Origin of the sequence: Enterovibrio norvegicus, assembly GCF_002876705.1 — a bacterium.
GTDB lineage: Bacteria > Pseudomonadota > Gammaproteobacteria > Enterobacterales > Vibrionaceae > Enterovibrio > Enterovibrio norvegicus_B.
Genome location: NZ_MDAG01000005.1, coordinates 15,278 through 37,141, shown reverse-complemented (window position 1 = coordinate 37,141; position 21,864 = coordinate 15,278). Strand labels below are relative to the sequence as shown.

Sequence of the window (21,864 nt, the reverse complement as noted above, 5' to 3'; positions counted from 1 at the left end):
GGAATGATGCAGGGAGCACTTTCGTAGCAGGACAGCTGCAAGTAAGACCTCAGGGCGCGACTATATGTCGCGCCCGTTCTTTTTTGTGTTCCCCAATAACGTTCTAGTCCCCCAATAACATGTAAATCGCCATGGCTTGAACGTACTGCTTTTACTCGTCAACCATTGGATAAGCAGGCATAAACACTTCTTGTAGCCTCATGCCTCTCATCACTGCATACCCTTGATAACAATCCAATCCATTCACTGAAAACTCAAAAAAATACCGTGTTTGGATATTCAATGGGCCTTTTGGCCAGCCAAACTTGTGGCTCCCTCTCGCAATGGAAATGAGCTGCACACCCACTTGCTGACAGCGGCGGTTAATGTATTGCTTTGCGAGCTCACTTTGACGGCGCTGTTGCCAAAATAGGCTGGCGATAACGGCAATAGCGATGATCCAAAATAAATCACTCATGACGATTTCACCGATGCTTGCAATTGCTGAACGGCTTCCATCAATGCTTCAGAGGCTTGCCCATTGAGCAGAGAGAGCATTTGAGGGCGCAGTGTGGGGATCATGACGAGATCCGCCACCATCTGTTGGAAGAAAGTAGGATCTTTTTGATCAGCGACAGCAATCAAGAAGGTATCGAGCAGTGCGTTATCATTTAACGCATGCCAGCATCGTCCCGCAATCGCGATCAACATTTCTCTGTGTTGCAGAGCAGGGTAGCTGAGTACCTGGGTGATGGTTTGTTGTAGCTGTGTGGATTGTGCACCGGACAAGGCACGAACATACGCGGAGAGTAAAAACAGATCTGCCTCGTTCTGGGTTAGAACATCGTTGATTTGTTCGTTAATCCTGTCGCTCAGTGATGCGGGCAGTGCGCAATGCTCCAAACAGCCAAGCAAGGCGTAACGCGGCGTATCAGGAAGGTTTGAAAGCGCCTTACGAATACGCGTGACATTGTTGTGGCGGTCCATACGGGCGCACAAATCGGCTAACCCTTGCAGTCCGACACCTTGCCAATCATTCCAGCCTAGCTCCCCGGATGTGTAGTGTTGAGCATGATCGTAATATTGGCTGGCGGGTTGATTGAGTCGCGCCGTTAGGAAGGCATGGAACATGGCCTTCTTGTCATCTTGTGGCGTAAAGGTGTATGGATTCGCAGCGAGCTTTTCTTGCTCTTCCTCTGTGGGTGTTTTGTTGAGTGTTGTGCCCATGGCTTGGGCGACGAACTGAATAAAGTCACCCAAGGCTGTTTGTTGGAGCAAGCCTCGCTCGTCCAATGGCATTTTCAGAAACCAAATCCAAGGCGATTGGCTGGGTTGCCAGAATGCGATGCCTATTTGCGCATGCTGTTGCGCTGGAAAAGGGTAGGCAACACGATTTTCTTCAATGGCAATAAAATCTTTGTTGCTGATTTCCGTGACGCGACGGCTCAGATCAAAAACCACAAAGTCGCAGTTTGCTTGGCTAAAAATGGCGTTAAGAGAAAGAGTATTTTCCATGATCACTTCTAATTGGTCGTGCCGTCGTTGGCGTAATGCGAAGAATGGCCAGTATATCAATCCCGCATGTTGAAAGCGGGGAGAATGGTAACAAGGCTTTTCGCTGAGTGTTATGAATGATGATATGCTTGCGCCAAGTAAGAAATTCAACCCATACGGCCAGATAAGAGACAAAATCTATGAGCAAACACCAAGATGTAAAGGTGCTGCTGGTCAGTCTGCAGCAAGTGCTAGAACGCCATGGGCACTGGCAAAGGGTACCGCCTTCTGACGAAGCCCTATCGAGTGTTGAACCTTTTTCTGTTGATGTCTTAACGTGTGCCGAATGGCTGCAATGGGTGTTCATTCCGAAAATGCACCATTTGGTCGACCATGACTTGCCACTTCCCTCGGCATTCTCTATTTCGCCGTACGTTGAAGAAGCGCTTAAAGGTGCGCATGGGCATGGAACTATTGTCCGCGTCACTAAAGATATTGATGCTCTCTCTCAACCCTCCTCTCAGTGATAACGACGTAAGATGCAAATCGAATTAGAAATACTCTATCGCGATGAATGGCTCATTGCTGTAAATAAACCTTCGGGCATGCTGGTGCACCGATCTTGGCTCGATAAAGGTGAAACGCGTTTTGTCATGCAAACGCTCCGTGACCAAATTGGGCAGCATGTTTTCCCTTTGCATCGATTAGATCGTCCAACATCCGGGGTGTTACTTTTTGCTTTATCCTCTGAAATGGCGGCGGAAATGATGCCAAAGTTTGCGGGACGCGATATTCATAAAACGTATCATGCCATTGTTCGCGGCTGGATTCAGGAAGGGGCAACGCTTGATTACGCGTTAAAAGAAGAGCTGGATAAAATTGCTGACAAGAAGGCAACCAAAGAGCCCGAAGCGAAAGAAGCGATCACTGAGTATCGTCCTATCGCTCATGCTGAGTTGCCAATCCCGATGGGACGTTACCAAAGCTGCCGATACACGCTGGTGGAAATGAAACCGCACACGGGGAGAAAACACCAATTACGTCGTCATATGCACCATTTGAGCCATCACATTGTTGGTGATGTAAATCACGGCGACGGCAGACACAATCGATTATTCCGCGACGAATTCGACTGTCATCAACTTTTGCTACATGCATCAAGTACGCAATTTATTCACCCTGTGACGGGGGAAGAGGTGAGCATTGAAGCGAAAGTCGACGCTGTGTGGCGTCGTGTTCTAGATGGGTTGACGTTGAGCGATAAGCTCTAGAAAAAACGTTCGGCGCTTTAAAACCAAAAAACCGCCAATGTAAGGCGGTTTTTTGTTTGAGCGATTGGAGATTATAGCTTCTCTAGATCTGCCTCGATCTCGGCGATCTTGCTGGCGACCACTTTTTCTAAGTGGCGAAGATCGTGCAAAATCTTCTTCTTGGTGTCCTGTTCGCCTTGCTCTTTTCTCACGATTTTATCCAGTTCATCAACCACCAAAGACAGGCTTCGATTGATTTCAGTGACTTCGCGGAAACGACCACTGCCGCTGTCTACAACGACATTCTTACGTTGGCGTGGGTATTTGAACTTCACACTCTTTGCAAAGAGCTCGCCTTTAGACTTATGAAAATAAATTTTCAGTGTGTCGGAGTTTGCTTCTTGGCGCAGGGTGTAACGTTCGATGTTTTCAGGACTTTCGATGCCGATGTTCACAAGATTCTGATACATAACTACCTCTATACAAGCACACTGAATAATTAGTGAAAATAGATTGCTTCACTGTAGCAGTTGCGCGCATCGACCCCCAATAGCCGAAATGATCAAAGACTGAGACTTGTGGTCAAGATCGCCTCGCATCGTGCATTGGGGATCTGTCCCGTTAAGACGCGTCATTTATGGCATCAAACAGCGCTTCTCTCAGTGACGTTTGTTGTTCTTCTGACAGGCTTTGGCGCTCGGTGTCCGTCACGATGAAAAAGTCTTCTGCGCGCTCACCAATGGTGGTGATTTTCGCGGCTTGAAGTGACACTTTTTCTCTCGCCAATATTGCCCCCACACGTGCTAGTAACCCTGGTGTATCGAGCGCTACAAGCTCAATGAGTGTGCGTCTTCCTGTGCGCGTTGGGAGGAAATTGACTTGAGTCTTTACGTTAAACGCCATCAATTTACGTGATGCACGACGGCAAGGTAGCGTGATCGCGCCTTCTTGCATCAATGCATGTGTTACACCTTCTTTAATTTTCGTGTGACGATCTGATGAAATGGCTTCGTTGTTTGCATCCAATACCATAAAGGTGTCCAGTGCGAAGCCATCTTTGCTGGTCATGATTTGTGCATCATGCACGCTCAAGTTCTTCTTATCGAGCGATGCCACGACGCGAGCAAAAAGGCTAGGCCTATCTTGGCTATAAACGAAAAGCTCCGTGCCGCCTCGGGTGGCATTTTTGCTGACGAGCACGAGTGGTTCGTCACTGTCGTGCGCGAGGATATTTTCGCTATGCCATGCAATTTGCTTGTGTGTATGACGCAAGAAATAATCGGCTTTAAACCGTTGCCACAGGAGTTCAATCTCTCTTGGTGGGTGGCCGTTCATTCTCAACAGCGCGGAGGCAAGTTGCTGGTTATGTCTAATGCGTTCACGGATATCCGGTGGGTTCTCAAGGCCTCGGCGTAACGCTTTTTGCGTTGAGTAATACAGCTCTGCCAGCAAGGTGCGCTTCCAACTGTTCCAAAGTTCAGGGTTGGTTGCATTGATATCTGCGACAGTTAGGCAAATAAGGTAATCCAGTCGCTCTTCATCGCGCACTGATTTTGCGAATTCAGTGATCACGTCAGGATCATAAATATCGCGGCGTTGTGCCGTTACTGACATGAGCAGGTGGTTTTTCACCAACCAGCTCACTAGATTAGCCTCTGGACGCGAAAAGCCGTGTTCAATGCAGAAGGTATACGATTCTTCTGCGCCTATCTCTGAGTGATCGCCACCACGTCCCTTACCAATGTCGTGGAAAATAGCCGCGAGTAATAGCAGTTCAGGTTTTGCTAAGCGCGGGTAGATATCACAACAAATCGGGTGTTTTTCACGGTTTTCAGTATTGCTGAATCCGTTGATGTGCTTAAGCAGGCGCACGGTATGTTCATCGACGGTGTAGGCATGAAACAGGTCAAATTGCATCTGTCCTACAATTTGGCTCCATTGCGGTAAGTACGCGGACAATACGCCATGCTTGTGCATCAACAGAAACGCCTTATGCAGGGCGTTAGGGTGGCGAGTGAGCTCGATGAATTTCTCTTTTGCTTCAGGAATGTCGCAAAGAAATCGGTTTAACCGGCGTCTAGCTGTGCGCAACTGACGCAGTGTTGGTGCGGATATGGACTCAATCGACTTGTCGTTCGCGATATGCAGAAACATATCAATGATGGTGTCAGGGCGTGCTTGGAATAAGGCAGGCTTTCGCGCTTCAATTTGACGCCCACGGCGTTGAAAGTCATCGCTGAGCACTTCAATTTTCTTATGATCTGGCTCGTCTTCAATGGCTTGTGCAAACAAGCGGATAAGCATCTTGTTCAGTTCTGATACGCGCCCCAGAGTGCGATAGAAATCCTTCATCATCAGCTCAATACCACGGTTGCCTTCCCCTTTGTATTCGAGGGTTTCTGCTACAGATGGCTGGTGAGAGAAGGTGAGGCGATTGTCGTAGCGTCTCAGTTCGAGGTGAAGGGCGAAACGAATGCGCCAGAGCATGGTTTGGCACTCATCCAGTTCACGAAATTCGGCGTCTGTGAGGAAGCCATATTTGCTCATTTCACGCAGGCTTGTTGCACCAAAGTGACGTCGAGCAATCCAACTTAATGTATGGATATCGCGCAGACCACCAGGACTGGATTTTATATCGGGCTCTAGGTTGTAAGCGGTGTCGTGGTATCGCGCGTGACGATCGCGCTGCTCTTGGACTTTGGCTTGGAAGAATTTATCGCTGGGCCAAAAGTGCTCAGAGTGAATGCGGTTTTTTAATTGATGGAAAATGCGTTCGCTGCCGCAGAGTAACCTTGCTTCTTGCAAATTAGTCGCGACGGTGAGGTCATTCAATCCAACATCTAAACACTCAGAAAGGGTTCTGACGCTATGGCCAACTTCTAACTTCAAATCCCAAAGCAAGGTAACAAATTCGCTCAGGCGTGCTTCGTATTGCTTCTCAATCCCGCTCTCACTGAGGATTAAGAGGTCAATGTCTGACAATGGGTGAAGCTCACTGCGACCATAACCACCCACTGCAATTAATGCGAGGTTCGGGTTGTGGTTAAATGCGTAGTGCTGCCAGAGCCGCTGCAAAAGCGCGTCCATGAACTCTGCGCGTTGATAGACCAAGTCATTCACAGGGGCGTGAGCGAGAAACGCCACTTTTTGAGCATCACCAAACAAAGTTAATTGGTGTTTTAGCTCGGTCACATTGAGTTGTTCTTCAGTCAGGTCTTGAGGCTTAAGCAGAACGTCGTTCATGGTCTTCCTTGATATTTCTTCTGGGTGAAACCCAAATCAATCTGCGCGAAAAGGCTTGTCTACTCACCATTAATTTTTTGGTCGTTATGTTGGTGAGGTAGATATAAAAAAGCCGGCGCTAAGGCCGACTTCACTGTGATGGTTATGCGTTGTTCAGAATGCGTGGAAGCGATTCATCACTGCGCAGGGTGAGAATTTCACACCCGTTGTCCGTGACGAGAATGGTGTGCTCCCATTGCGCTGATTTTTTGCCATCAACGGTATAAACCGTCCAACCGTCGTCTTCGTCCAATACAGTGCCAAATTTGCCTGCATTAATCATAGGCTCGATCGTGAAACACATGCCTTTTTGGATCAGGGTGCGGTCACTGTTTTTATAGTGAACAACTTGCGGCTCCTCGTGGAACTGCGCACCGATACCGTGGCCACAGTAATCTTTCACGATAGAGTAACGCTTAGGACGGTTCTTGATGAACTTCTGAATTTCCGTGCCTAAATCACCAATGCGTGCGCCTGGTTTTACTTTTTTAAGGGCTTGGTAAAGGCTTTCCTGTGCAACGTGGCACAAGGCTTTATCTTCCGCAGATACATCACCGACCAAGAACATCTTGGATGTGTCGCCATGGTAGCCATCTTTAATAACTGTGATATCAATATTGATAATGTCACCATCTTTCAGTACATCGCTTTGATTAGGAATGCCGTGGCAAACGATGTGGTTGATAGAGGTACAAATCGATTTTGGGAACCCGTGATAATTGAGTGGAGCCGGAATCGCGCTTTGCGTCTCGGTGATGAATGTGTGGCAAATGTCATCCAGTTCTTGGGTGGTGACACCAACTTTGACGTGCTCTTCGATCATCTCTAGCACTTGTGCCGCAAGGCGACCAGCCTCGCGCATTTTTTCGATTTCTTCAGCCGATTTAATAGTCGCGCTCATTGCTATCTCTCAGTTGGTTCCCTTATTTAGCAAGGGATGAATTGATTGCTATGGGTACATATTATCAATCGCATCGCCATGTGGGAACCTCAAGCCGACAAGCAATGACTTTTTTATGCTGGATTTAAGGTCGCTTTTTATGGTATAAAGCGCGCCGAAATACGCCTTCTTAGTAAATCTGCAAAACAGGTTCTAAGTATGGGTGTTTCATTATTGATTAATATAACTCACACACATATCGACACATGCTCCGGGGTGCCCGTTTAGGGTCGGATGTATGGGATATGTGGAGGCCTAACCCCCTAGAGGAATTTAAAATGGCTACTGTTTCAATGCGCGACATGCTTAAAGCTGGTGTTCACTTCGGTCACCAAACTCGTTACTGGAACCCTAAGATGAAGCCATTCATCTTTGGTGCACGTAACAAGGTTCATATCATTAACCTAGAAAAAACTGTACCAATGTTCAACGAAGTACTTGGCGAACTGACTAAAGTTGGTGAGCGTAAAGGTAAAGTACTTTTCGTTGGTACTAAGCGTGCCGCGAGCGATTCTGTAAAAGCAGCTGCAGAAAGCTGTGATCAGTTCTACGTGAACAACCGCTGGTTGGGCGGTATGTTGACTAACTGGAAAACAGTTCGCATGTCAATCAAGCGTCTTAAAGAGCTAGAAGTTCAAGCAACTGACGGTACTTTCGAGAAGCTGACTAAGAAAGAAGCCCTGATGCGTACTCGCGAAATGGAGAAACTAGAAAAATCTCTTGGCGGTATCAAAAACATGGGTGGTCTTCCTGACGCACTATTCGTTATCGATGCAGATCACGAGCACATCGCGATTAAAGAAGCGAACAACCTGGGTATCCCTGTATACGCAGTAGTTGATACCAACTCTGATCCAGATGGCGTTGACTTCGTTATCCCAGGTAACGACGACGCAATCCGCGCTGTTCAACTGTACCTGAACGCTGCAGCACAGTCTTACAAAGAAGGCCGTAGCCAGGACATCGTAGCTCAAGCTGAAGACGAGCTAGTTGAAGTCGCTGAGTAATATTTGCTCTTTGTGAGCATTCTTAGCAATCAGGCTGTCATGAACGGCGCTGTAAGCTAAGTAGGTTAGCAGGGGCCAAATTACGGCCCCTGATTTTTACCCAAAAGTTTCGAATCGAGGATTGAACAATGGCAACTGTTACCGCTGCCCTGGTTAAAGAACTGCGCGACCGTACAGCCGCAGGTATGATGGAATGTAAGAAGGCGCTTGTTGAAAGCAACGGCGACATCGAACTAGCAATCGAAAACATGCGCAAAAGTGGCGCTGCGAAAGCTGCTAAGAAAGCAGGTAACATCGCAGCTGAAGGCACAATCATCATCAAAGATGCTGACGGTGTTGCTGCGCTTGTTGAAGTTAACTGTCAAACAGACTTCGTAGCTAAAGATGGCAGCTTCACTGCATTCGCTAACGAAGTTGCTGAAGCAGCTCTAGCGTCTAAAGCGTCAGTTGAAGAACTGCAAGCGCAATTCGAAGAAGCACGTATCGCGCTAGTTACCAAAATCGGTGAGAACATCTCTATCCGTCGTGTTAACTACGTAGAAGGCGTATCAATCGCTTCTTACCGTCACGGTGAGCGCATTGGTGTTGTTGTTGCTGGCGAAGGCGACGCAGAAGTACTTAAGCACGTTTCTATGCACGTTGCTGCTTCTAAGCCAGAATACGTTAACCCATCAGATGTACCAGCTGACGTTGTTGCTAAAGAGCAGCAAATCCAAGTTGAAATCGCGATGAATGAAGGCAAGCCTCAAGAAATCGCTGAGAAAATGGTTGTTGGCCGCATGAAGAAATTCACCGGCGAAGTTTCTCTAACTGGTCAACCATTCATCATGGAACCTAAGAAAACTGTTGGCGAATTCTTGAAAGAGAAAGGCGCTTCAGTTTCTAGCTTCGTTCGCCTAGAAGTAGGTGAAGGTATCGAGAAAGCTCAAGAAATGAGCTTCGCAGACGAAGTAGCTGCTGTTCAAAAAGGTTAATCCCTTTTTATAGAACCCAAAAGACCGCAGAATCCTGCGGTCTTTTTACAATCCCATCCGTATAAGTTAAGTGCCTAAAGGTCGTGAGCATGACTACAAACCCAAAACCAGCTTATCAACGAATTTTGCTTAAATTGAGCGGCGAAGCGCTGCAAGGAAAAGAAGGGTTCGGTATCGACCCTGCAGTTCTTGACCGTATGGCTCAAGAAATTAAAGAACTTGTTGAACTTGGTGTACAAGTTGGCTTGGTTATCGGTGGTGGTAACCTATTCCGTGGTGCAGGTCTTGCCGAAGCGGGTATGAACAGGGTTGTGGGCGACCACATGGGTATGCTGGCTACCGTGATGAACGGCCTGGCGATGCGCGATGCGCTACACCGTGCCTATGTGAACGCGCGGGTAATGTCTGCAATTCCTCTTAATGGTGTGTGTGACAGCTACAACTGGGCAGAAGCAATCAGTCAGCTTCGTAATGGCCGTGTAGTGATTTTCTCTGCGGGTACTGGTAACCCATTTTTCACCACTGACTCTGCTGCGTGCTTGCGTGGTATTGAAATCGAGTCAGACATCGTGATTAAAGCCACTAAAGTTGATGGTGTGTTCACGGATGACCCAGCGAAAAATCCTGACGCAGTGCTATACAGCCACCTAACTTACCAAGACGTGCTAGAAAAAGAATTGAAAGTGATGGACTTGGCTGCTTTCACTTTGGCACGTGATCACAAGATGCCTATGCGTGTATTTAACATGAATAAGCCGGGCGCGTTGCGCCGAGTTGTGATGGGTGAGCAAGAAGGCACACTAATTAATAACGGTTAATCAAAATTAGTGGCATAATCCGCTAATTAGAAAAAAGAATCTTCAAGGATACTCTCGTGATCAATGAAATTAACGCAGATGCGAAAGAACGCATGCAGAAAAGCGTTGAAGCGCTGAAGAATAATCTGTCTAAAATCCGTACTGGCCGTGCGCATCCTGCACTGCTTGATGGTCTATCTGTCGAATATTACGGTGCTCCAACGCCACTTAAGCAATTGGCATCCATTGTTGCTGAAGACTCTCGTACACTTGCGATCACTGTATTCGATCGTTCAGTGACACAAGCTGTTGAAAAAGCAATTATGAGCTCTAGCTTGGGCCTAAACCCAATGTCTGCGGGTGCGGTTATCCGTGTTCCGTTGCCTCCGCTAACAGAAGAGCGTCGTCGTGACCTCGTTAAGATTGTTCGCGCTGAAGCTGAGCAAGGTCGTGTTGCTGTTCGTAACATCCGTCGTGATGCAAACGGTGATCTTAAAGGTCTTCTTAAAGAAAAAGAAATTTCTGAAGATGACGACCGTCGTGGACAAGACGACATCCAAAAGCTGACTGACGCGGCAGTAAAAGAGATTGACGCGATTCTTGAAGCGAAAGAAAAAGAGTTGATGGAAGTCTAATTCCGGCTACACTCTGATTCCGTTGCCGAAGCGCTGTGCTAACAGTACAGCGCTTTTTATTTGCGAAGGATAATCATGAGCTCCCTATCATCCAATCTAGTGATGGATTCAAGCCTGCTCCCTAAACACATTGCCGTTATCATGGATGGCAATGGCCGTTGGGCTAAAGCACGCGGTAAAGCCCGAATGTTTGGGCACAAAGCCGGTGTCGATGCCGTCAGAAAAACCGTCTCAACTGCTAACCGTCTCGGGATCGAAGTTCTCACGCTTTTCGCTTTTAGTAGTGAGAATTGGCGACGTCCTGAAGAAGAAGTTAGCTTGTTGATGGAATTGTTTGTCACTGTTTTAGGACGCGAAGTAAAGCGCCTACACAAGAACGGTGTCAAATTGAGAGTAATCGGCGATACCTCCCGATTTAGTAAGTCACTTCAAGATAAGATTGCGTCGGCGGAAGGGCTGACTGCGAATAACTCTGGTTTGGTACTTAATATTGCAGCGAATTATGGCGGTCAGTGGGATATCCTACAGGCGGTGCAGAAGCTAGCAAACCAAGTAGCAGATGGCGTGATTCCAGCAGAGCAATTGACCGAAGCGGATATTTCTGTGCATTTGACGACAGCACTGCTTCCTGATGTAGACTTGATGATTCGCACCAGTGGTGAATGCCGCATTAGCAACTTTATGCTGTGGCAGGCCGCCTACGCTGAACTGTATTTTACCGAGCAATTTTGGCCAGATTTTGACGAAGTCAGCCTTACCGATGCCATTGCTTGGTACGTCAACCGTGAACGCCGATTTGGCTGCACGGGTGAGCAAATTCAGGCGATGTTAAAAGTAGAAAAATAAAGAGGGTTTCGTTTGCTGAAACAACGTGTTTTAACGGCCGCTGTGCTAGCCCCTATGGTTATCGCAGGCATTTTTTTATTGCCGTTTCATATTTTTGTTATTGCTGTTGCTGGCGTAACGCTGCTGGGTCATTGGGAGTGGACAAAATTTGTTGACGTGTCTTCTCGTCCTCTCGGTTTCATTGTGCCAGCGTTACTTCTTATAGGGTCTCTCTTTACTTTTCCTGTCAACGAAACAGGTTTAGAGCTCACCGGTTTACACGGTGGTGTTATTGCATTGAGTGGTGCTGTTTGGTGGCTATTGGCCACCGTGATGGTGCTGAAATACCCTAAAGGCACAAATTGGTGGTCTAACAGCGCTGTTTTTCAGCAATTGTTTGGTGTGTTAACACTGATCCCTTTCCTTTGGAGCGTTTTACTACTCCGTGCCAATGGCTACGACACACAACCTTACTTAGGTGCGAAGCTCGTGCTGATGGTATGTTTGTTGGTTTGGGCTGCTGATACGGGCGCGTATTTTGCGGGTAAACGTTTTGGAAAACGAAAAATGGCACCTTCAGTTAGCCCAAATAAGACGATTGAAGGTTTAATTGGCGGCTTGGTGGCATCTGTGTTGGTGACCACGGGCGTTGCACATCTTTTCTCTATTCCATTTTCTTCTATATACACGCTGGGTGCGATTGCACTTGTGACCTCGTTTGCCTCAGTGCTTGGTGATTTGGCTGAGAGTATGTTCAAACGTGTTGCTGGCGTGAAAGACAGTGGTCGCATCTTGCCTGGTCATGGCGGGATTCTTGATCGCATTGACAGCCTAACCGCTGCATTTCCTGTTTTTACCGTGTTGTATTTTTGGCTGGCATAAAGAAATCACCGGTGATAAGCCGGTGATTTTTGATTGTCAGACGCTATGTAATGAATAATTGAGTGCTCTATGCGTAAGTTAACGATTCTTGGTGCGACTGGCTCTATTGGTAGCAGTACACTGGCGGTAGTTGAGAAGAATCCTCACGCGTTTGAGGTGTTTGCGCTAGCTGCAAATGCAAATGTCGAAAAAATGATCGCGCTTTGTGTGAAGTGGGAACCTCGCTTTGCTGCAATGGCCGATGCAACTGCTGCTAAAAATCTGCAAGACGCATTGCGAAAAGAAGGTGTCAAAACTGACGTTTTAAGCGGTACTGATGGTCTGTCTGCGCTTGCGTCCCATTCTGATGTCGATACCGTCATGGCTGCTATTGTTGGCGCGGCTGGGTTAATCCCCACGATGGCAGCAGTGAAAGCAGGCAAGCGCGTTTTGCTGGCAAACAAAGAAGCGCTGGTTATGTCTGGACAGCTTTTTATTGATGCGGTTCATCGCTACGGCGCGGAGCTGTTGCCGGTAGATAGTGAACATAATGCCATTTTTCAATGCCTACCTACGTCCATCCAATCCCAACTTGGTGTGTGTGATCTCGCCGCTGAAGGCGTAAGTAAAATTCTGCTGACAGGGTCAGGCGGCCCATTCCGTTATACGGACATTGACGCTCTTACATCAGTAACACCTGCTCAAGCGATCGCACATCCTAACTGGTCGATGGGGCCTAAAATCTCTGTGGATTCAGCCACTATGATGAATAAGGGGCTTGAGTATATTGAAGCACGTTGGTTGTTTAATGCCCAACGTGAACAATTAGATGTGATTATTCATCCTCAATCTGTTATTCACTCAATGGTGCAATATCGAGATGGCTCTGTCATGGCGCAAATGGGACGTCCTGACATGAATACGCCGATTGCATATTCAATGGCTTACCCTCAGCGTATTGAGGCGGGTGTGAAGCCGCTAGATTTTACCGAGGTTGCAGAATTTAGCTTTTTGAAACCTGATTTTTCTCGCTACCCGTGTTTGAAGCTGGCAATCGATGCCTGCTACGTTGGGCAATCGGCAACAACAACGTTAAACGCAGCAAATGAAATTGCCGTAGAAGCCTTTTTGAATGGGATTATCGGCTTTACACAGATTGCTGACATTAACGATGCTGTGTTACAAAAAGCGGTATTTAGTGAGCCAACCTGCATTGAAGGCTTGCTCGACATCGACGCAAAAGTGCGTGCGATGGCAATGGATTGCGTTAATAAGGTGAAACGATGAGTGCGATTTTGTGGAATCTGTGTTTTTTCTTGATTGCACTGGGCCTTTTGGTTGCTGTACATGAGTTCGGTCATTTTTGGGTGGCCCGCCGATGCGGTGTCAAAGTCGAGCGATTTTCTATCGGTTTTGGTAAAGCTATCTGGCAGCGTGTTGGGAAAGACGGTACAGAATACACATTGGCCATGATCCCACTGGGTGGATACGTCAAAATGCTCGATGAGCGTGTTGATGATGTGCCAGAAGCGATGAAACCCCATGCCTTTAACAATCGACCGTTGTGGCAACGCAGTGCCATTGTGGCCGCTGGTCCTATCGCAAACTTCCTCTTCGCTATCTTCGCTTATTGGCTTGTCATGCTCATCGGCGTACAAGCAGTAAAACCCGTTATTGGTGATGTAGCTCCGCAATCTATTGCTGCGCAGGCGGGAATTGAGCCGGGAATGGAACTAACCCAAGTATCGGGTATCAAAACGCCTGATTGGGAATCAGTTAATTTGCAGTTTATTTCCCACATCGGTGATGAATCGATGACTTTGACGGCGCAGCCTGAGAGCAATGTGGGATATGAAGTGACGAAGACACTCGATCTGTCTTCGTGGTCCTTTAACCCCGAGAAAGAATCGGCACTGCGCACCTTGGGTATTACACCATATTCACCAGAAGTGACGAATGTCATTTCTCAAGTGGTCGAAGGAAGTGCTGCTGAGCGCGTAGGTTTACTCGCGGGCGATGAACTGTTGACGATTGATGGTCAGCCTATCGATGATTGGATGGAGGTTGTTACCCTTATCCGCAATCACCCGAATATGCCTGTTCCCCTCACTGTACGTCGTGATGGTCAAGAAAAAATCATTGCATTGATTCCTGATGCGAGAGAGCAAGGCGATAAACAAATCGGCTATGCGGGCTTCGCACCTAAAACGGAACCGTGGCCTGAGTCGTATCAAATCACGATTCAATATGGCCCGTTAGAGGCAATACCTCAAGCCATGGATAAGACATGGCAGATAGTGGTGTTGACCGCGAATATGATCAAGAAATTGTTCACTGGCGATGTTGCCGTGGAAAATTTAAGTGGGCCTATCTCAATCGCGAAAGGTGCAGGGATGACCGCAGACTTCGGTCTGGTATACTTTCTCGGTTTTCTCGCACTGATCAGTGTGAACTTAGGCATCATTAACTTATTACCGTTACCGGTTTTAGATGGAGGACATTTATTGTTCTTCGGTATTGAAGCCGTAACACGCCGCCCGGTCTCTGAGCGTATTCAAGATGTGGGATACAGGGTTGGCTCCGCCATTATTGTGGTATTGATGGCCGTGGCGTTATTTAACGATTTTGCCCGACTGTAGGATTCAGCGTTTAGCAAGGAAAAGTCAGAGCAGCAATGGCGATGAAAAAACTTTTAATAGCCTCTCTTCTTTTTTCAAGTTCTGTCACAGCAAATGAGTTTGTGGTGGAAGACATTCGATTTGAGGGGCTTCAGCGAGTCAGTCTCGGTGCAGCATTGTTATCGATGCCTGTCCGAGTCGGTGACAACATAGGCGAAGGCGATGTGTCAGGGATTATCAAATCCCTGTTTGCCACAGGTAACTTCGAAAACGTACGTGTATTCCGTGATGGCGAAGACCTTTTGGTAAAGGTTATCGAACGTCCAACGATCGCGAGCATTTCCTTTTCTGGCAACAAAGCCATTGAAGATGAGCAATTGAGCGAGAATCTTGCTGCATCAGGTTTGCGCATAGGTGAGTCGTTAGATCGCACCACCTTGTCAAACATTGAAAAAGGCTTGGAAGACTTCTATTACAGTGTGGGTAAATACAACGCACTTGTAAGCGCTGTTATCACGCCACTTCCTCGAAACCGTGCTGACGTGAAGTTTGTGTTCACGGAAGGTGTCTCGGCTAAAATTCAACAAATTAACTTCATCGGGAACACTGTGTTCTCTGACGAAGAGTTGAAAACCAGCTTCAAGCTTCGCTCTGATGTGCCTTGGTGGAACTTCCTTGCCGATGAGAAATACCAGAAACAAGCACTGGCTGGTGATTTGGAGAACCTTCGTTCTTTCTATTTGAACCGTGGATATTTGAAATTCCGCGTTGAGTCAGCACAAGTATCGATATCGCCTGATAAAAAAGGCGTTTACATCACGATGAACCTCGATGAAGGTTTGCCTTACAGTGTGTCGGGCGTCAATTTCCGTGGCGGTAAATCGAGTGATGACTTCGCGGCACTTACGACCATTGAAGATGGTGAAGTGTATAACGGTGAGAAAGTCACTGCGTTAGAAGATGCCATCAAGCGTCAGTTGGGCGAGCAAGGTTACGCTTACCCGCAAGTCGCAACCATCCCAGAATTTAACGATGAAAACCAGACCGTTGCGTTGAATGTCAGCATTGAGCCTGGTAAACGCGTTTACGTGCGTAACATTCGTTTCTCTGGCAACCAAATCACTCGTGATGAAGTATTGCGCCGTGAAATGCGTCAGATGGAAGGCTCATGGCTGAATGCTAAATCGGTTGAAACCAGTAAAGAGCGTTTGAATCGTCTGGGGTATTTCGAAACCGTAGATGTGCGTACCACGCGTGTCCCTGGTACGGAAGACCAGGTAGACGTTGAATACAACGTCAAAGAAGCGAACTCCGGTAACGTTAACTTCGGTGTTGGCTTCGGTACGGAGTCAGGTATCAGTTTCCAAGCCGGTCTTCAACAAGATAACTTTGCAGGCTCAGGTAACCGTTTTGGCGCTAATGCGATGATTAACGATTACCAAAAAAACCTGACGCTCGAATACCGTGACCCATACTGGACCTTGGATGGTATTAGTTTGGGTGGCAAGGTGTTCTTCAACGAATTTGAAGCATCTGATGCGAACATCGTTGACTACACCGATAAAAGTTACGGTACTAGCCTGACGTGGGGTTTCCCATTTGATGAATTGAATTACTTCGATTTCTCACTCGGCTATACACACCGCCAAATTGAAAACTTAGGCGGTTACTACCAGATCGAGAAGTTCCTTGATTCACAAGAAGGCAATACGACTGAAAATGGCTTGGAAGTCGATGACTTCGATTGGTCAATCAGTTGGAGCCGAAACAATCTAAACCGTGGTTTCTTCCCTACAGCGGGTAACTACCAGCGCGCGTCATTCCGAATGACAGTGCCAGGGTCGGATGTGCAGTTTTATAAAGCGCAGTATGATGTCCGAAATTACATGCCACTAACCGAATCTCACAGCTTCTCGCTCTTACTGCGTGGTCGCTTGGGCTATGGTAATGGCTACGGAAGCAATGGCGAAAATGATTATTTGATGCCGTTCTATGAGAACTTCTATGCGGGCGGTTTCTCTACGCTACGCGGTTTCCGCTCAAACACTGCGGGTCCGAAAGCAGTGTATGACCAAGGTGCAGGTAATAACCCCGCGCTGGTAGGCAGTAATGATTCTGTCGGTGGTAATGCCACAGCGCTGGCCAGTGCTGAGTTGATTTTCCCAACGCCATTTGTGTCTGCGGAAGTGCGTAACTCAATTCGTACCAGTGTGTTTGTTGATGCGGCCTCGGTGTGGGACACGGAATATGACCTTAACGACGCCCGCGTGATCAGCGGACAAGAGTACATCTACGACTACAGCGATCCGACAAACTATCGTGCATCCTATGGTGCAGCGCTTCAATGGCGTTCGCCGATGGGTCCACTTGTTTTCTCGTTGTCTAAACCTATCAAAAAATATGAAGGTGATGACGAAGAATTCTTTACCTTTACGATTGGCCGTACGTTCTGATTTTCAAATTTTAGGAGAATATTTTGAAACCATTTTTCAAAGCGGCAGGCCTAAGCCTAGCCATTCTTAGTGCTTCAATGTATGCATCAGCAGCGGAAGCGGCGCAAAAAATCGGTTATGTATCGACCAGTTCTGTGATTGCGCAAATGGCCAAGCAAAGCAATGTAAGTGAAAAACTGCGTCGTGAATTCAAAGACCGCATTGCTGAAATAGAACGTCTTGAAGGCAAGCTGAAAAAAGGCGTGGATAAATTGAAGCGCAACGGCGAGCTAATGAGCGACAAAGAGCGCACTAAGCTACAGCGTGAATTGCAATCTCTGGATGCAGATTACAAGCTGAAAGTGAACAACTTAAAAGAAGATGAACGCAAGCGCAGTGCTGAAGAACAACGTAAACTGATTGAAAAACTGCAGAAAGCGATCGCTTCATTGGCGAAAAAAGAAGGCTATGACATGATCTTGGATCGTCAGGCAGTTCTTTTTGCTAGTCCGAAAGACGATCTTTCTGAGAAAGTACTGAAAGCAGTAAAATAAGTAAGGTAAAAAATGGCTTCTATTACTCTCGCTGAATTAGCGGAAAAACTGAGTGCTGAACTTCATGGCGATGGGTCTATCGTCATTCACTCAATTGCGGGTATGGATAAAGCGGGCGAAGGGCATATTACTTTTCTCTCGAGCAGCAAATATCGCAAGCATCTTGTTGAATGTCAGGCCAGTGCGGTGATGGTCAAGGAAGCCGACCTCGCTTATTGCAGCGGCAATGCGCTGGTCATGAAAGACCCTTATTTAGGGTATGCATTGACGGCGCAATTGTTAGATACCACGCCAGCGTGTGCAACGGACATTGCGCCAAGCGCGTATGTTTCTCCTACCGCGACGCTGGGTGAAGGCGTATCAATTGGTCACAATGCTGTGATTGAAGATGGTGTTACCTTGGGCGACAACGTACAGGTTGGCGCGGGCTGTTTTGTCGGAAAGAACGCAGTGCTTGGTGCGAATACCCGTCTTTGGGCAAACGTATCCATCTACCATGACGTGAAACTGGGTGAGTCCTGTTTGATTCAATCAAGTGCCGTGATTGGTTCTGATGGTTTTGGTTATGCTAATGACAAAGGCCGCTGGGTTAAGATCCCTCAGGTTGGCACTGTTATTATTGGTGACCGAGTGGAAATCGGTGCCTCTACCACCGTCGATCGTGGTGCGCTGGATGACACCCTAATTGCTGATGGTGTGATCATCGACAACCTGTGTCAGATCGCGCATAATGTCTCGATCGGTGAAAATACCGCCATTGCAGGCGCGACTGTTATTGCAGGAAGCACTAAAATAGGCAAACACTGCATTCTTGGTGGGGCATGTGTCGTTAATGGGCACATCGAAATTGCAGACGGCACCACCATCACAGGTATGGGGATGGTGATGCGGCCAATCACTGAACCTGGTATGTACTCTTCGGGTATTCCTCTTCAAAAGAATCGCGAGTGGCGTAAAACTGCTGCGCGAACATTGAAGATCGAAGAAATGCATAAACGATTGAAAGTTGTTGAAAAAAAACTAGAAGATAGCGAGTAAACGCTGTCTTGATGGCCTACTCTTCTGGCGAGTAGCAATATTGAGTATGACTCATGTTGTCTATTCCTTGCGGTGTGGGCCATTTTGCATTCAACAACAATAATAAGTTTTCATACGGGAATAATACTTTGATTCGCGAAAATAAAGTTCTGACTATTAACGAAATCCGAGAGTTGCTGCCTCATCGTTATCCATTTCTCTTGATTGACCGTGTTATTGATTTCGAAGAAGGTAAATACCTTCAGGCGATCAAAAACGTGTCAGTCAATGAACCTCAATTCACGGGTCATTTCCCGCAACTGCCAATTTTCCCTGGTGTGTTGATCCTTGAAGCGATGGCTCAAGCGACAGGTTTGCTGGCGTTCAAAACGTTTGGCGCACCTGCTGAAAATGAACTGTACTACTTTGCAAGTATCGACAATGCCAAATTCCGTGCGCCGGTAACACCGGGCGACCAAATGGTATTGGAAGTCGAATTCCTTAAAGAGCGCCGCGGCATTGCTGCATTTACTGGTGTTGCAAAAGTCGACGGTAAAGTAGTGTGTTCTGCTGACCTTAAGTGTGCCAGAAGAGAGTTTTAAACGTGATTCATGAATCTGCGCAAATTCACCCAACCGCAGTTGTAGAAGACGGGGTTACCCTTGCCGCCAATGTTAAAATTGGTGCGTTCTCCTACATTGGCTCTGGGGTTGAAATCGGTGAAGGTACTGAAGTAAAAACCCATGTTGTTATCAAAGGACCGACAAAAATTGGTCGTGATAACAAGATCTTCCAATTCGCCTCTATCGGTGAAGAGTGTCAGGATCTTAAGTACGCGGGTGAGCCAACCACATTGGAAATTGGTGATCGCAACACTATTCGTGAAAGCGTCACCATGCACCGTGGCACTGTTCAAGACGGTGGTCACACTCAGGTGGGTAGCGACAACTTATTTATGATCAATGCCCATGTTGCACATGATTGCATCATTGGTGATCGTTGTATTTTCGCAAACAATGCAACGCTTGCAGGTCACGTGACCGTGGGTGATTTCGCGATTGTTGGCGGTATGACTGCGATTCACCAATTCTGCACCATTGGCAGCCATTGCATGTTGGGTGGTGGTTCTATCGTTGTTAAAGACGTACCACCTTACGTCATGGCGCAAGGCAATCACTGTGCACCATTTGGTATTAACGTTGAAGGCCTCAAGCGTCGTGGTTTCGACAAGCCTGCAATCAAAGCGATTCGCTCGGTATACAAAGAAGTTTACCGTTCTGGCAAAACGCTAGAAGAAGCGAAAAAGCAGGTCGCGGAAATGGCGAAAGACGAAGAAGCGCTTCAGCTGTTTGTTGAGTTCTTTGATAACTCAAGCCGAGGTATTATTCGATAATGGCTGTTGCAACAAAGCCGCTACGAATTGGAATTGTCGCCGGGGAAATCTCCGGCGATATTTTAGGTGCTGGCTTTATAAAAGCGGTAAAAGCCCAATACCCAGACGTTGAATTTATCGGGATTGCAGGCCCAAGAATGAAAGCTCTTGGTTGTGAAACCCTTTTCGACATGGAAGAGCTTTCAGTTATGGGGTTGGTCGAGGTACTCGGTCGTCTTTCTCGTCTTCTCAAAGTAAAACGCGAGTTAGTGGATTACTTTGTTGCGAATCCACCTGATGTCTTTGTCGGTATTGATGCGCCTGATTTCAATCTTCGTTTAGAAAAATCATTGAAAGATAGTGGCATTAAAACCGTGCATTACGTCAGCCCGAGTGTCTGGGCTTGGCGTCAAAAGCGCATTTTTAAAATTGCTGCAGCGACCGATCTTGTTCTCGCGCTATTGCCTTTCGAAAAAGCGTTCTACGATAAGTTTGATGTGCCTTGTGATTTTGTGGGACATACAATGGCAGACGCCATTCCACTGGAAAGTGACAAGATAGCTGCACGCGAATTACTTGGTCTTCAACAAGACAAACGCTATTTGGCCGTGTTGCCGGGAAGCCGTGGGGGCGAAATGAAATTGCTCGCGCCAATTTTTATCGACACCTGCAAATTGCTAAAAGAAACACACCCTGAGATAGGTTTCGTTGTTGCATTGGTGAATGAGAAACGCCGTGCACAATTTGAGTTGGCCTGGAAAGAAACTGCACCTGAAATCGATTTTACCTTGGTGGATGATACCGCCAGAAATGTGATTGCTGCATCTGACACCGTGCTTCTTGCGTCAGGTACCGTTGCACTTGAGTGCATGTTAGTGAAACGCCCAATGGTCGTTGGCTATAAAGTGAATGCAATCACGGCATGGATTGCCCGTAAGATGGTGAAAACTGAGTTTGTTTCGTTACCCAATATTTTAGCAGGACGTGAGCTCGTACCTGAGCGTATACAAGAAGCGTGTACCGCGGAGATGTTGGCAAAAGAAGTGTCGCATTATCTTGATACTGACAACACAGATCTTCTGAACGAATTTACCCGTTTGCATGAAGTGATCCGCCGTGATGCGGATGTAACGTCAGCGCGAGCGGTGCTTAATCTAATAGGGCGTTAATTGATGGACTTCGAACCGTTTGAATATCCAGATGCAAATTTAATCGCTGGTGTGGACGAAGTAGGCCGAGGGCCGCTTGTTGGTGCTGTTGTCACTGCCGCTGTTATTCTTGATCCTAACAACCCTATTGAAGGGCTGACAGATTCCAAAAAGTTAACTGAAAAAAAACGCGAAGTGTTGTTTGAGCAGATCAAAGAAAAAGCACTCGCGTGGTCTCTTGGCCGTGCAGAGCCCGAAGAAATTGACGAAATCAATATTCTTGCTGCCACCATGCTTGCCATGGAGCGAGCTGTAAATGGTCTTTCCATTGCGCCTGACTATGTCTTGATTGACGGTAACCACGTGCCATCGGGCATCAAAGTACCCGCACAAGCCATTGTGAAAGGTGATTTACGTGTTGCCGAGATCAGTGCTGCGTCGATTCTTGCCAAAGTGGTTCGTGATCGCGAAATGGAAGCTTTGGACAAAGAATATCCGCAATATGGCTTTGCCAAGCACAAAGGCTATCCAACCAAAGCGCACTTTGAGGCGTTAGAGCAACATGGTGCCATTGAAGGCTATCGAAAGAGCTTTAAACCTGTCAAAAAAGCCCTAGGCCTTGCATAATGTTCCGAGGGGAAACGCATTTTCCCCTCAACGATTTCTTTCCTTAAACCAG

The 21,864-nt window shown here is 47.2% G+C and carries 22 protein-coding genes; 17 read left to right on the top strand and 5 right to left on the bottom strand.

Going from position 1 to position 21,864, the window contains the following annotated elements:
- Nucleotides 1–151 precede the first annotated feature (151 nt).
- Both BCT27_RS02670 and BCT27_RS02665 read right to left on the bottom strand, forming a co-directional pair.
- Nucleotides 152–457, bottom strand: coding sequence for a DUF3301 domain-containing protein (locus tag BCT27_RS02670; RefSeq protein ID WP_102394967.1), 306 nt, complete (start codon nucleotides 455–457; stop codon nucleotides 152–154).
- Nucleotides 454–1,494 (bottom strand): DUF3549 family protein, encoded by a 1,041-nt coding sequence (locus BCT27_RS02665; protein WP_102394966.1) that lies wholly within the window; start codon nucleotides 1,492–1,494, stop codon nucleotides 454–456. The genes BCT27_RS02670 and BCT27_RS02665 overlap by 4 nt, the downstream gene beginning before the upstream one ends.
- A 179-nt stretch (nucleotides 1,495–1,673) precedes the next feature.
- Here BCT27_RS02665 and BCT27_RS02660 point away from each other — a divergent pair, with 179 nt between their 5' ends.
- Nucleotides 1,674–2,000 carry a YqcC family protein gene (locus BCT27_RS02660; protein WP_102394965.1) on the top strand — a complete coding sequence of 109 codons (327 nt, stop codon included), beginning with the start codon at nucleotides 1,674–1,676 and terminating at the stop codon, nucleotides 1,998–2,000.
- 12 nt (nucleotides 2,001–2,012) lie between these two features.
- Entirely contained in the window at nucleotides 2,013–2,744 is a 732-nt protein-coding gene (truC, locus tag BCT27_RS02655) for a tRNA pseudouridine(65) synthase TruC (protein WP_017009881.1), read from the top strand.
- Nucleotides 2,745–2,815: 71 nt separating this feature from the next.
- Here truC and BCT27_RS02650 read toward each other — a convergent pair whose 3' ends face one another.
- The 3 genes from BCT27_RS02650 to map all read right to left on the bottom strand — a co-directional run bounded on the left by BCT27_RS02650 (nucleotide 2,816) and on the right by map (nucleotide 6,906).
- Nucleotides 2,816–3,193, bottom strand: coding sequence for a DUF3461 family protein (locus BCT27_RS02650; protein WP_017009880.1), 378 nt, complete (start codon nucleotides 3,191–3,193; stop codon nucleotides 2,816–2,818).
- Between the two features lie 151 nt (nucleotides 3,194–3,344).
- Entirely contained in the window at nucleotides 3,345–5,966 is a 2,622-nt protein-coding gene (gene glnD, locus BCT27_RS02645; RefSeq protein ID WP_102317356.1) for a bifunctional uridylyltransferase/uridylyl-removing protein GlnD, read from the bottom strand.
- A gap of 142 nt (nucleotides 5,967–6,108) precedes the next feature.
- Complete coding sequence (map, locus tag BCT27_RS02640; RefSeq protein ID WP_017014279.1) at nucleotides 6,109–6,906, bottom strand: type I methionyl aminopeptidase; 798 nt, start codon at nucleotides 6,904–6,906, stop codon at nucleotides 6,109–6,111.
- A 317-nt stretch (nucleotides 6,907–7,223) separates the two neighbouring features.
- Here map and rpsB point away from each other — a divergent pair, with 317 nt between their 5' ends.
- From rpsB to rnhB, 15 genes are all read left to right on the top strand, one after another.
- On the top strand, nucleotides 7,224–7,952 hold the full coding sequence (gene rpsB / locus BCT27_RS02635) for a 30S ribosomal protein S2 (RefSeq protein ID WP_017009877.1): 729 nt from the start codon (nucleotides 7,224–7,226) through the stop codon (nucleotides 7,950–7,952).
- 128 nt (nucleotides 7,953–8,080) lie between these two features.
- Complete coding sequence (tsf, locus tag BCT27_RS02630) at nucleotides 8,081–8,926, top strand: translation elongation factor Ts (protein WP_102317355.1); 846 nt, start codon at nucleotides 8,081–8,083, stop codon at nucleotides 8,924–8,926.
- A gap of 89 nt (nucleotides 8,927–9,015) precedes the next feature.
- Nucleotides 9,016–9,744: a UMP kinase gene (gene pyrH / locus BCT27_RS02625; protein ID WP_017009875.1), complete on the top strand. Its 729-nt coding sequence runs from the start codon at nucleotides 9,016–9,018 to the stop codon at nucleotides 9,742–9,744.
- Between the two features lie 56 nt (nucleotides 9,745–9,800).
- Nucleotides 9,801–10,358 (top strand): ribosome recycling factor, encoded by a 558-nt coding sequence (gene frr, locus BCT27_RS02620; protein ID WP_017009874.1) that lies wholly within the window; start codon nucleotides 9,801–9,803, stop codon nucleotides 10,356–10,358.
- Nucleotides 10,359–10,433: 75 nt separating this feature from the next.
- Nucleotides 10,434–11,204, top strand: coding sequence for an isoprenyl transferase (locus BCT27_RS02615; protein WP_102317354.1), 771 nt, complete (start codon nucleotides 10,434–10,436; stop codon nucleotides 11,202–11,204).
- A gap of 12 nt (nucleotides 11,205–11,216) precedes the next feature.
- Complete coding sequence (locus tag BCT27_RS02610) at nucleotides 11,217–12,065, top strand: phosphatidate cytidylyltransferase (RefSeq protein WP_102317353.1); 849 nt, start codon at nucleotides 11,217–11,219, stop codon at nucleotides 12,063–12,065.
- A gap of 69 nt (nucleotides 12,066–12,134) precedes the next feature.
- Nucleotides 12,135–13,331 carry a 1-deoxy-D-xylulose-5-phosphate reductoisomerase gene (gene ispC, locus BCT27_RS02605; RefSeq protein ID WP_102394964.1) on the top strand — a complete coding sequence of 399 codons (1,197 nt, stop codon included), beginning with the start codon at nucleotides 12,135–12,137 and terminating at the stop codon, nucleotides 13,329–13,331.
- Complete coding sequence (gene rseP, locus BCT27_RS02600) at nucleotides 13,328–14,683, top strand: sigma E protease regulator RseP (protein ID WP_102394963.1); 1,356 nt, start codon at nucleotides 13,328–13,330, stop codon at nucleotides 14,681–14,683. The genes ispC and rseP overlap by 4 nt, the downstream gene beginning before the upstream one ends.
- Nucleotides 14,684–14,718: 35 nt before the next feature.
- The gene (gene bamA, locus BCT27_RS02595) at nucleotides 14,719–17,115 is read left to right on the top strand and encodes an outer membrane protein assembly factor BamA (RefSeq protein WP_102394962.1); all 2,397 of its coding nucleotides are present in this window, start codon (nucleotides 14,719–14,721) and stop codon (nucleotides 17,113–17,115) included.
- Nucleotides 17,116–17,138: 23 nt separating this feature from the next.
- Nucleotides 17,139–17,648 (top strand): OmpH/Skp family outer membrane protein, encoded by a 510-nt coding sequence (locus tag BCT27_RS02590; RefSeq protein WP_102317349.1) that lies wholly within the window; start codon nucleotides 17,139–17,141, stop codon nucleotides 17,646–17,648.
- Nucleotides 17,649–17,660: 12 nt separating this feature from the next.
- Nucleotides 17,661–18,686, top strand: a complete 1,026-nt coding sequence (gene lpxD, locus BCT27_RS02585; protein ID WP_102317348.1) for a UDP-3-O-(3-hydroxymyristoyl)glucosamine N-acyltransferase — start codon at nucleotides 17,661–17,663, stop codon at nucleotides 18,684–18,686.
- A gap of 128 nt (nucleotides 18,687–18,814) precedes the next feature.
- The gene (gene fabZ / locus BCT27_RS02580; protein WP_102317388.1) at nucleotides 18,815–19,267 is read left to right on the top strand and encodes a 3-hydroxyacyl-ACP dehydratase FabZ; all 453 of its coding nucleotides are present in this window, start codon (nucleotides 18,815–18,817) and stop codon (nucleotides 19,265–19,267) included.
- Nucleotides 19,268–19,269: 2 nt separating this feature from the next.
- Nucleotides 19,270–20,058 carry an acyl-ACP--UDP-N-acetylglucosamine O-acyltransferase gene (gene lpxA / locus BCT27_RS02575; RefSeq protein ID WP_102317347.1) on the top strand — a complete coding sequence of 263 codons (789 nt, stop codon included), beginning with the start codon at nucleotides 19,270–19,272 and terminating at the stop codon, nucleotides 20,056–20,058.
- Nucleotides 20,058–21,206 carry a lipid-A-disaccharide synthase gene (gene lpxB, locus BCT27_RS02570; protein ID WP_102394961.1) on the top strand — a complete coding sequence of 383 codons (1,149 nt, stop codon included), beginning with the start codon at nucleotides 20,058–20,060 and terminating at the stop codon, nucleotides 21,204–21,206. Before lpxA ends, lpxB begins: the two co-directional genes overlap by 1 nt.
- A gap of 3 nt (nucleotides 21,207–21,209) precedes the next feature.
- A complete protein-coding gene (gene rnhB, locus BCT27_RS02565) occupies nucleotides 21,210–21,812 on the top strand; it encodes a ribonuclease HII (RefSeq protein ID WP_102394960.1) in 603 nt (200 codons plus the stop codon).
- The last annotated feature ends 52 nt before the right edge of the window (nucleotides 21,813–21,864 follow it).